Origin of the sequence: Sphingobacterium paramultivorum, assembly GCF_014109745.1 — a bacterium.
Lineage (GTDB): Bacteria > Bacteroidota > Bacteroidia > Sphingobacteriales > Sphingobacteriaceae > Sphingobacterium > Sphingobacterium paramultivorum.
Genome location: NZ_CP058555.1, coordinates 4,107,042 through 4,119,171, shown reverse-complemented (window position 1 = coordinate 4,119,171; position 12,130 = coordinate 4,107,042). Strand labels below are relative to the sequence as shown.

Here is a 12,130-nt window from a genome sequence, read left to right as displayed (position 1 = left end):
AATTTATCTGTTACAGGTAGGGAACATATCCCCTGTCGCACACCTTTCTTCTTAAAAGGATAAGCTAACTCCAAAAACGGCCTGTTTCATTGTTGGATAGTTGGTACCGCTGATCTCCGGATCGAAACCTTTATATTTGGTAATGGTCCAGAAATTTTCCAGCGAAGCAAAGACGCGTAGGTTTTGTACCTGTATCCGCTTGGTGATATCGTTCGGAATTGTATAGCCCAGCTGGATATTTTTTACGCGGATAAATGCCTTGTTCTGTAACCAGAAATCACTGTTTTTGGTATTTCTTGTATCTGTATAAGGCAACAATCGCGGAAATTTTGCATCTGTTGCACCTTCAGTCCATCGGCCATCAGCAATTTCCTGATTGATTTGATAGCCCCAGCGAACAGTAGGTGTGTAATAACCGTCTGTCCACACGACTTTGTTGCCTGCGTTACCTTGCAAGAAGACTGAGAAATCAAATCCTTTATAATCGAATCCCATGTTAAAACCATAGGTCATCCGTGGCGCTGTACCATGACCTACCGGGACCCGGTCATTGTCGTTGATGACGCCGTCGCCATTGGTGTCTTTATACAAGAGATCACCTTTTTTAGGTGTACCATAGGATGCGAATGGATTGACTTTTTGATTGGTGTTTGGGTCGATTGGCGCATTATCGATCATCTGTTGCACGAGCTGCATATCAGCATCTGTCTGTAAAATGCGGTCTGTCAACAGAATATATTGGGTATTGATGGCATAACCTTCCTGAAGCAAATTGGAACCGCTAATAGACTTGTCATTGCCTTTAAACTTGACTACTTTATTGTCAATGAAAGTAAAGTTACCTCCAATGTTGAATTTAAAATTATCGCCAATTTTATCGCGGTAAGTCAAATTCAGCTCGACACCATTATTGCGTACTTTCGCTGCATTGGTGCGTGGTATTGTTGCATTTCCGACAACAAGCGGAGCGGGTAGGTTGATTAAGATGTTGTCTGTTACTTTGTTGAAGACATCGATCGAGCCTCCTAGTTTGTAATTGAAAAGGTCAAAATCTAAACCAGCATTCAGGATATAAGTGTTTTCCCAAGTCAGAAGCGCATTACTCAATACGGTCTGTGCAAAACCTACATAGAGCTGGTTGTTTAACACATAGTTTGTTGGATTATAAAGCGCTTGATATTCATAATTGTTGATGTTGGCGTTTTTGCGGAAAGACTCATCGGAGGTTCCATTGTTACCCAAGGCGCCATATGATGCGCGGAATTTCAAAGTGGGCATCCATTTGATGTCATAGAAATCCTCTGAAGAAACTTTCCAGCCAAAAGAAGCTGAAGGAAAAGTTCCCCATCGACTTTTTCCGCTCATAAAACGCGATGAACCGTCTGTCCGTAGATTGGCTTCCAACAAATATTTGTCATCCCAGGATAGGTTGATCCGACCAAAAAACGAACGCATAGCCCAATCGGTGATATTGCCGGATGCTGAGGCATCCATAGTCGCCGCATTCAGAACGGTCAGCGACGGATCTACAAGATCGAGTTTGGATGCAGCAAACCAGCCATCTTTAAAATACTCCTGGCTGGCACCGACCATGACTTCATAGTTCAGTTTCTCAAAGAGCTTGTTTTTATATTTGGCAATTCCATCCATGTAATAGCGGTAGGATTTGATTGATTCGTTAGTTACCGACGAACGGCCTGTACCCGCTGAGGCAATTGTATTTGTCAAAAAGTTCCACCGGTCATTGAACACGGGTTGGGAATAGACGAAATCATCATCATAGGTATAGGTGTATGATCCTTCGATGGAAAGTCCCTCAATGGGTTTCAGTTTTCCGTAGAAGCGCGACACGAAGCGGTTTTTGTTGATGTTACCTTTCTGCGCATAAAGGCGGTGAAGTACGTTGTTGGACTGCGGATCATCTTCCGGATTGTTTGGCGAACCAAATCTTCCATCTGGAGCACGCAGTACCATTCCCGGAGTACTTGCTGCAGCAAAAGTAAATACATCATCGATGATGTTGGTACCAATATCTGTTTTGGAAACGACACCATTGATGTTGGCTCCCAACGTTAACCAGGGTTTTACATCAGCTTCTAGATTGATACGTCCGGTATGACGTTTATAGGTTGCCTGTTCGATGATCCCAGGGTTGTTGAGGAGACCATAGGAACCAAAGAATTTGATTTTGTCACTACCTCCGGTAAAGGAAAGGTTGTGGTTTTGGCTGATTTTGTTCTGGAAAAGATCCGAAACCCAGTCCGTATTGGGATATTTCAATGGATCCTGTCCAGCGTCCTGGCGCCAAAGGTCAATTTTTTCCTGCGAAAATATGGGCTTAGCATTTGGATCGCCATTGCGATAGCCTTCATTGATCAGCTCCATATAGTTGGCATAGTTGGAAACCATTCCAATGGTATTGGATGGTTTTTGACTCGAGAAATAATTGTTGTAAATAACTTTAAATTGCTCCGATTTACCCTTTTTGGTTGTAATGAGGATAACGCCATTTGCGGCTCTTGAACCATAAATTGATGCCGAAGCTGCATCTTTTAAAACAGATATGCTTTCAACATCTTGCGGGTTGATCAGGTTCATGTCGCCAATAACACCGTCGATCACGACAAGAGGATTGGCATTATTGAGTGTTCCCTGTCCACGAACACGTAGTGTTCCCCCATCACTGCCCGGTCTGCCTGAGCCCTGATTAACATATAATCCCGGCGCCTGTCCAGCTAGACCAGCTGACAAGGAGGTTACAGGTCTGCTTTCCACAACCTCGGACATCTGGATGGAAGAGACCGAACCGGTTACATTCTCTTTTTTCTGTGTACCAAAACCGACAACAACAACCTCGTCGAGTCCCTTGGACTCATTCTCCAAGGTGATCGTAAGCGGGCTGCCAGCTTGCGCCTTCGTTTCGATACTTTTATAACCGATGCTCGTGAAAATCAATGTTGCGTCGTTCTGCTGACTCTTGATTTCGAATGAACCACTTGCATTGGTCGATGTTGCTAGATTCGTTCCTTTAATCTGAACGGTGACATTGGCGATGCCTTTGCCATCTTTGTCTACAACCTTACCCCGAATGGTTGTCTGCTGCATGGCCAGTGAAAGCTTGCTGTTTGTTTTAACAGGTGCAAATGGAGTCGCTTGTGTTGTCAGGCTAGATACGACCAACAAGCAGGATAATGGTATTGCCGGATACATCCAACGATTCTTCGAAACGGATGTGTTCTTGATCTTGATCATAGGCTTTTAGATTTAATTGGTCTGAAAAATGAATTTTCTGTGAAGTGAATTTACAGTATTGATAAAGAACAATAAGGACGTTTTCTCGCAATCGTTTTCGTAACAACCCGCCTAAAAACCGAAAGATTTTTGGTTAATATCTGTTTATAAAGGTATGCCTGCTGGGAGTATTTGGATCAATAATTCAAAGGTCAGTGTAGCGTCTGTAAGCGATTGTCGTTTAATAAGGAAATTATGTAAGCCTATTTCTTTTCGTATGATGAATATCAAATGGTGAATATCAAATGATGAATATCAAAAAAACCGCGTTATTGTTGTATCTGTCACTTGGAGCATATGCAGGCTATGCACAGACAAAATGGAATGTAAAAGCCGGAGTTGCCTTTTCAAATGTGGATGCTATACGTAACCGCCTTAGGTATTTCAGTTGGCTATCGGTTTTAGTAACTTAAAAACAGCGAATAATTAAGAGCGTTGTTGGAAGCATGAGCTCGTCTCATTAATCCAATCGTTTGTCTTCAGCGGCTAGTGTCTGGAGACAAACGATTGGAAATAAACCTTTTCGTTGTACTTGCTATTATTGCGTATTAGAATTCAATCCGGTAGTTAATGGTTGGAATAATACCAGTCCATTTTTGGGGTTCAATGATGCGTTTGCTGAAATTGTAGTGCATACCCACAGTGTTCTCTCTATTAAGTAGATTCTGAATATCCAAAATAAACAGATGGCTTACTTTTTTGCGGTTAACCCGATAGCTCGATGAGAAATCAACACGTACGTAGGGGGCGGCAGTCAGTGTATTGATGCGATCTTGGTCAATAACTTCTTCGTCTAAACGAAGCGATTCTTCTTCCAGAACAGGAGAGTACTTTCTTCCCCCGGCATAAATTAATTTTGCATTAAGACCGAACAGATTATTTTTACTCTTTCCCACGGTCCATTCTTTCCCCATCAGTATATTTCCTACATAACGTGTATTAAATGTGGTATTATATTCTTTGCCATTGCGTGCTTTGAATTTGGAATCAAAGAAGGAGGTCGTTACCATGAAGTAATAACCCTTACTCAATGATTTCTCAAGCGTTAGCTCAATGCCGTAATTTTTGCCGGTTCCTTTATTGATAAGCTGATGATAGTTTGATGTGCCAATGGCTGCAATATCCGATACATTGAGTAAGGAGAAGTTGATGTCGGAATCGGTAGATACTGGGACATCATAAAGATGCTGATAATAGATTTCTGTCTTAAACCGGAGTGTTCTGCTTAGGTTCTTTTCGTAGCCAATAACAGCCTGGGCAGATTTCGTTGGCGAAAGAGGCTTGTTTGGCTCAAGACTTGTTTGATCGCTACTTTTGGCAAAATAGTAGACCAAGGGCTCCAGTCGGTTATATAGACCAGTCCCAAAGGAGATCGTTTGATCTGTGGTAATACGCCAGTTTAGGCCAAGCCTTGGCTCGATAGACCAGCTCTTGCTCAAGGCGAAGTAATTTGCATGTATTCCTGTATTTAGCGTTATTTTGTCGTTCAAAACTGTTTTTAACTGTGCAAAAGCATCATAAGTACTTGTATTCCCAGTTTCATTAATCCGCTCTTTCAATGCCGCTAGCTCGGTGTCGTAGGACAGCGCATAGAGGTCATAGTGTAATAAACTTGCATTTAAGCCCGCTCTAATCGTGTTTTTACTGTTGGCGCGATAGTTAAGCGTACCCGCATAGCGAAGAGCCGTATTCGTAAATTTGTCCTTGTGATAGAGGCTGGAAATATAGTCCCGTGTTAATGTATCGGTGCTATTGGAATTACGGCTAAGGGACATGGAAACAATATCGGTGAAATATAATCTGTCGTTTGCAATGTATTGATGTTTTAGTCCAGCACTCCCCGCGTTGAACTTTAAATTTAGATCCTGGGCATCTGTTCGTTCCTCCCATTTTTCGTAATTACGCTCGGCAGTTTGTTGAAGTTTCCCCAAGCCACCTATACCGAATAAGGAAAAGGTTCCGGCTTTTTTTGTGGGAAATACAAAATTAAAAGAAAGGTCCTGATATTTTGGGACGCCAGTGTCTGAAACTTTTACACCTACTTTTTCCAGTAGACTCAATGAAGAATAGCGGTAACTAATCAAATAAGATGCGTCACTTCCTTTTTTGAAAGGCCCCTCTAACGTTGCTCCTACGCCCAGGACTCCGACGTTGAATGTGTATTCGCGTTTGTCGGTATTTCCTTTACGGAACCTAAGATCAAAAACACCTGCTGTTGCATTGCTGTATTCCGCGGCAAGTCCACCGGTATAGAAATCAGATTTTCCCAATACCATGGTATTGAGCATACTGATTCCGCCGCCTGCAGCGCCTTCGGCTCCAAAATGATTGGGATTTACAATTTCGATACCTTCAAGCCGCCATTGCAAGCTTTTGGGGGAATTTCCGCGAACAATAATTTCATTGTCATCGCCGCCGGCAGCAACACCTGGAAAACTCTGTGCCATACGGGCGGGATCAAAAAAGGCGCCAGCATAGCGGTTGGTCTCTTCCGGCGAAAAAGAGCGTCCACTCGTCATTGCCATCTGGTTGAGCGGTTGTTTTCCGGCATTGGCATAGACGACAGCTTCATTTAATGCATTTATTTGCGGCTCCATTTCCACATTGACCATATTCTCCCGTCCACTGGTGATCAGTAATTCCGTAAATTCTTCTGGTTTATATCCAGCCATGCGAACTTGAAGCTGTTGACGCCCAACCGGAACTTGCTGCAGCCGAAATATGCCCTGTGCGTCTGTACTTACAGACTTTGTCCCATCACTGGATGAAATGACAATTGTGGCACCTGTAAGCGGTAGTCTGGTATTTTTATCTATCACGGTTCCTTTGACAGTTTCGGTCACAACCTGATTTTTTTGCTTTGGCGATGCTGGTTGCTGGGCGAATGTAAACCCTGCTTGAAGCGATAATCCAATGAGTAAGATTGGCGATAGTTTCATAAAAGATTAGTTTTTATCTTTATGACAGCCGACTTTCAATTTACCCTTAGCTTTTACCGAATTTTTTGTTTTTCACCCCACGAATATGCATGATTCAACTTTTGTTAACATGTCATTACATGAAATTTATAGGTTTTACTGATAAGTAGTTATTAACATAAAGGTTGTTGATTACAAGTTAATTAACATTGTTGTTAACATTTTGTCTGAACTGTTTTTGCCCTAAATGCCTAATTGTAAAAAAATAGGAAGTCCGCTACGTTTTTAACAAAAGATCTGCTCTATACTAGAAAGTTAACATGTTTATTAACAATTTTTGGGACGTTTTTTTACAAATGCCAGGCGGAGTGCATTCAAATGGTGGAGTGCATTCAAATGGCGCAGTTCATTCAAATAAAAGCTTCCCGAAAAATTAACATTTTGATAATCTGACGAACCTATCTTTGTTAGGTGAAAACTACCGAAGCCAATGTAGATAACCACTATGTGTTGCGTTTTAAAGAAGGTGACCCCATTGCCTTTGCTTATTTCTTTGAGCGGTATTGGGAGGATCTATACACCGTCGCTTTTCGTCATCTTCGGGAAGAGGATCAGGCTAAGGATCTTGTGCAGGAAGTATTCATCCATATCTGGGAAAAACGATCGCTCGTGAGTACTGAATACTCCGATATAAAATTCTATTTTCACAAAGCCCTCAAAAACAAAATACTGAATTACTACGCCTCGGAGCGTGTACGAAAACAGGTCCTGGAGAAATCAATGGAACGCATGGAAGCTTTTTCCAATTTGGATAGCCAGGCCTTTGCCAGGTATAGGGCGCTGGAGGCTATTGTGGATGATTCGATAGACAAATTGCCTAAATTGATGAAAGCAGTCTATCTAATGCGTTCTGACAATTATTCAATAACACAAATTGCCAAGGAACTCAATCTGGCGGAACAGACCGTTAAAAATTACCTGTCAGAGGCCAAAAAGATCATGCGGTACGAATTGACAAGAAGATTTGCCAACCACGATTCTGTATTTTTATTGCTTGCGGGTAGCTATCTCCTTTATGATTATTTAATATAAAGAACATATTTAATTAAAGTACTTTGCCCGTTTTGATCTGTATTAGTATAAAAATTAATGCAGGTGAATTTAGAACGCTTTAAACTTATCATAACAGATTATCTCGAGGGGAAATTGACTGAAGGGGAAAAAGGTCATGTTGACGACTGGTACGAGTCTATTTCAAACGACGACATTCCACCTTTTATAGATGCAAATCATCGGGAAAAAATCAAACAAGAATTATTTATTCGTGTAGGAATAGCTGAAGAACCTGCCAGGGCAAAGAAGGTGCCCAACATACCGATCAGAAAATTCTCCTGGCTTTCTGCAGCGGCGGCTATTTTGGTCCTAGGAGGCATCAGTCTGCTATTTTTACAGCACAACCCGATGTCGCTTTCTCGGAAGCGTACAGAAACGGTCGCATTACTGACGGAAACGGTTACGAATGCGGGCGAATTGAAAGAAATTCAGTTACCTGATGGCACATCCATTTTTTTAAACGGAAATACACGTATCCGCTACGATCGTAAGAATTTTGCATCAAATAGAAGATTCTTTTTAGATCGGGGGGAGGCATTCTTTCGGGTCAGACGGGATACTTTACATCCATTTAAGATAGAAACAGGCAGCGTCTCTGTTGCAGTCCTAGGAACATCATTCAACGTCAACAATTCGATGTCTACTAAACATGTCACCGTCGAAGTTAAAACTGGGCGGGTGAGTGTTCTAAATGCAAAAAATGGAGCAAACCATATTCTTACAGCAGGTAAGGCCGTCCGGTATAGCGTAGATAAAAATGATTTTGAAACTTTCGATAGCGATGCAGCTTACATCAGTCTTTGGACACAAGGCGGTATGCAATTGAATAACATCAGCTTCAAGGAACTGAAAGAAATAATCTATAACCGCTTCGGTGTTGTGTTGCTTACCGAAAATCTGAATACAGATACTTTCAATTATTCGCTTATGATACCGCATGTACAGTCATTAGACCAGGTGCTGAATATCGTTTGCAATATTCATCAAATCAAATTTAGGAGGGAGAAAAATGAAATAATCTTATACAAATAAGCTGTAGGGGGTAGAACAGCATAATTTATCTGCCCAAGAAAAGTGCTCATCTGGCAAACCGCTAAATCGACCAGTGAGCACCTGAATATTCATGTTTAAAACATTCATACAAATATATGTATAAAATAATTAAGCTTACCGGCCTTGCGACAAAGCTTGCCATCTGCGCTATGGTCTCTTGTGCTGTAACCAATAGCCATGCTGAGGGATTGGAAAAGATCAATCACGCTTACTGGGATAATATCAATATTCATTTGTCTAGTGGTAACGCCGCGCAGGCGGTACTGCAGTTGTCAAAACAAACAGGTCAAGCGATCGGCTACGATCGGAGTATGCTCCAATTAGATCGGATTTTAATTGCCGAAAAAAAATTCCAGAATGCGAGCTTCGAGGAAGTCCTTGCCTATATCCTGAACGGGACCAACATTAAGTCAAAAAGAGTGTCAGGGGGTATTGTCCTTGTAAAAAATACGGGTAAACAAGAGTCTTATGATTTGAAATTGCAGCTTGTCGATCGCACAAAACGACCTATTGGAGGAGCTTCTGTACATATTCCACTGACTGGACAGAGCGCCTTGTCGAATGCCAAAGGTGAAGTGACCATTCGATTAGCTGCCGGCGTATATGATGTACTGATAAGCCATGTTGGCTATGAAAAAAAAGAGTTGAACGATCTCAAGCTCGATGCCAACACAGCAGGTATACGTCAGGTGGTCTTAAACGAAGATGACAACGAATTGGATGAAGTGGTCGTGACTGCATTGGGCATCAAACGACAGGATCGTTCCCTTGGTTATGCTGTCGGTAAAATTAAGGGCGAGGATATCAATCGGGTCAATAATGATAACTTTCTGGTTGGTATGGCAGGTAGAATACCCGGGGTTTCGATTAGTTCTACAGGACCCACCGGTTCCAGCGTGAATATGGTGATTCGGGGGGCATCATCGCTAAGTACAGACAACCAGCCGCTATTTGTCGTAGATGGAGTGCCCTTGATGAATAGTTTAAATAATGTTGGTCAGATCGGTGACGACAACAAAGTGGATTATGGTAATGCAATTGCCAATATCAATCCCGAAGATATTGACAATATTTCCATCTTGAAGGGGCCAAGTGCAGCTGCGCTTTACGGCTCACGTGCAGGTAATGGTGTGGTGCTGATCACAACCAAAAGTGGTAAGAATGCGGAGAAGATGACCATTGCTGTGACTAGTAACACAGTATTTGATATCCCGTATAAATTTATTGAATTGCATAACAAATTTGCAAGCGGTACCTTGCCATGGCGACCAGGCGACCTGCCCGGCAATTTAGTTATTGAGGAGGAGTCTAGTGTTATGGTAGGCCCTGCACTGGATAAGGGGTATAAAGCTGTCCAATGGAATAGTCCACTTGACGAGAACGGCAAGCCCATTCCTACGGAACTAAAAGCGTACCCAAATAACATTAAAAACTTTGTCCAGACTGGGGTCACAAGTACCAATGGGATTTCCCTCAGCAACAGAAGCGAAAAATTGGACTATCGTTTCTCGTATTCCAATATGGCCAATAAGGGTATTATCCCCAATTCGGATCTGTTCAGAAACACCTTGAATATCAATTCGACCATGCGCCTTCGCAATAGTTTGACATTGGGGCTCTCGCTAGATGCCAGCAGAAATAACTCCAACAATAGACCTGCGGGAAATCGGGGAACCAATCCGATGCAAGCGGCTTATGAAGTTGCACCTCACATCAATATTCTGGACTTACAGGATTATTGGCTGCCAGGGCAGGAGCAGATCCAACAGCGTTCACAGTCTATTGGCAACCACAATAATCCGTATTTCCTTGCTTATGGAGTAAATAATGCTTTTACAAGAGACCGCGTCTTTGGAAACTTACGGTTAGATTGGACCATCAAAAAAGATTGGACGGCCATGATACGGTACGCAACAGATATTTATTGGGAAAATAGGGAAACAAAAATCCCTTACAGTTATACGAACGAACCCAGAGGTGCTTATGGGATTGTTAATCTGATGAATATGGAACAGAATATCGATTTTCTGACAGCATATACAAAGAAGATGAGCGACTTTCAGATCACAGGGTCATTGGGTGGAAATTTGCGGTATAATCGTGGTAAATCCGTGCAAAATACCTCAAAGAATGGCGCAGGATTAATCACGCCGGGACTCTACACATTGGCCAATATCAGTCCATTAAATTTGGATTTCTACAGTACAATTTCTGAAAGAGCCATAAACAGTGTTTACGGACTGATCAATCTAAGCTACCGGGATATGGTTTATTTGGATGTGACTGGGCGCAACGACTGGTCCAGCACCTTACCTGTGAACAATCGATCCTATTTCTATCCTTCGGCATCCCTAAGTGTGTTGGCTAACCAGGTGTTTTCTCTGCCTAAAACGATCAATTTGGCAAAACTGAGAGCGGGTATTGCGCGCGTGGGAAATGATACTTATCCCTATAATCTCTCCAATGTACTGAGTAATCCCGGTAGCTGGGGTGATGTATTGCGACTAACACGTTCGGGGTCACTCTTGGTTCCTAATCTGAAGCCCGAAATTGCCACATCTTACGAATTTGGCTTGGATCTGGGCATGTGGAATAATCGACTGAAGTTTGAAGGAACCTACTATAAGCTGGAGAACAAAAACCAAATTATTTCAACAACACTTCCCGGATCAAGTGGTTTCAATTCGAAAAATATCAACGCCGGACTGTTAAGCAGCCGCGGTATTGAACTTGCTGTTTCCGGGCGACCTATTGCCAAGGAAAATTGGTCCTGGGACGTTGGTGTCAACTGGCATCGCAATCGTACTCGTATCGATGAGCTTTCTGATGGTGTAGAATTCTATACCTTTTGGACCGACGGTCGGGGTGGGGCACGTACCTATGTCGGGGAAGAGATCGGGGATCTGTACGATTCCAAGTTAGTGACCGTGGAGGATCAATCGTCGCCGTACTATGGTTTTCCTATTCTCAATAAAAATGGTTCTTGGCAGGCTGTACGGATCAATAATAGCCGAAACAAAATCGGAAATTTTAATCCCGATTTCACGATGGGCCTACAGTCAAGTCTTCGCTATAAAAAATGGACAATGAATATTGCCGCAGATATGCGTTTTGGAGGGAAATTTATGTCGCAGACCTATCGCTATTTCGAATCGAATCTAACCACGCAACGTTTTCTTGACCAAATGATCAACCCCAATGGGATGACAGGTGAAACGCTACGCAATTATTTGGTCGATAACAATCTTGTTCGCGTGCAGGGCAATAGGTATCCCATTGTTGGAGGACCAGGCGAAGAGTATGGTGGTTATCCGATCAGTGTGGGTGGTCTTGTTGGCAATTTCGGGGTGTTTAATCCAGGTGTTATCGCACAATATGATGATAAAGGTAATATCACAGGTTATACAGAGAATCTTGGTGGTGAAGGAACAAAATATATCGCTTATTCAGACAATTACCCTTGGGATTTTATGAATGCGGCGACATTTGATGCTTCTTTTATCAAGCTTCGGGAACTGTCCTTTAGCTACGATTTATCAGGAAAATGGCTGAAACGTCTTGGAATAGAGAATGGTAGCGTGGGAGTCTATACCCGTAACCTGATCTTATGGACCAAAGCGAAAGTAGGTATAGATCCGGAAATGGCCTTTCAGCCAGAAACTGGTGTTGGATTTAAACAGGGGATTGAGCGCTACAACGTTACCCCTTGGTCAATGCCTATTGGATTTAAAGTAAATGTGACATTTTAATATACG

General features: G+C 42.4%; 6 protein-coding genes. 4 read left to right on the top strand and 2 right to left on the bottom strand.

The annotated features are described in order from the left end of the window. Positions 1 to 51: 51 nt before the first annotated feature. Complete coding sequence (locus tag HS960_RS17255) at positions 52 to 3,252, bottom strand: SusC/RagA family TonB-linked outer membrane protein (RefSeq protein WP_182330212.1); 3,201 nt, start codon at positions 3,250 to 3,252, stop codon at positions 52 to 54. A gap of 284 nt (positions 3,253 to 3,536) precedes the next feature. On the opposite strand from HS960_RS17255, the gene HS960_RS17250 reads away from it, so the two are divergent. Further along, on the top strand, positions 3,537 to 3,704 hold the full coding sequence (locus HS960_RS17250; protein WP_182330210.1) for a hypothetical protein: 168 nt from the start codon (positions 3,537 to 3,539) through the stop codon (positions 3,702 to 3,704). A gap of 135 nt (positions 3,705 to 3,839) precedes the next feature. On the opposite strand, the gene HS960_RS17245 is transcribed toward HS960_RS17250, so the two are convergent. Further along, positions 3,840 to 6,230, bottom strand: coding sequence for a TonB-dependent receptor (locus HS960_RS17245; RefSeq protein WP_153847086.1), 2,391 nt, complete (start codon positions 6,228 to 6,230; stop codon positions 3,840 to 3,842). Between the two features lie 450 nt (positions 6,231 to 6,680). On the opposite strand from HS960_RS17245, the gene HS960_RS17240 reads away from it, so the two are divergent. The 3 genes from HS960_RS17240 (at position 6,681) to HS960_RS17230 (ending at position 12,124) form a co-directional block, all read left to right on the top strand. After that, a complete protein-coding gene (locus tag HS960_RS17240) occupies positions 6,681 to 7,301 on the top strand; it encodes an RNA polymerase sigma factor (RefSeq protein ID WP_153847085.1) in 621 nt (206 codons plus the stop codon). Between the two features lie 63 nt (positions 7,302 to 7,364). After that, entirely contained in the window at positions 7,365 to 8,354 is a 990-nt protein-coding gene (locus HS960_RS17235; protein ID WP_182330208.1) for a FecR family protein, read from the top strand. Positions 8,355 to 8,470: 116 nt separating this feature from the next. After that, the gene (locus tag HS960_RS17230) at positions 8,471 to 12,124 is read left to right on the top strand and encodes a SusC/RagA family TonB-linked outer membrane protein (RefSeq protein WP_202883700.1); all 3,654 of its coding nucleotides are present in this window, start codon (positions 8,471 to 8,473) and stop codon (positions 12,122 to 12,124) included. Positions 12,125 to 12,130 lie beyond the last annotated feature (6 nt).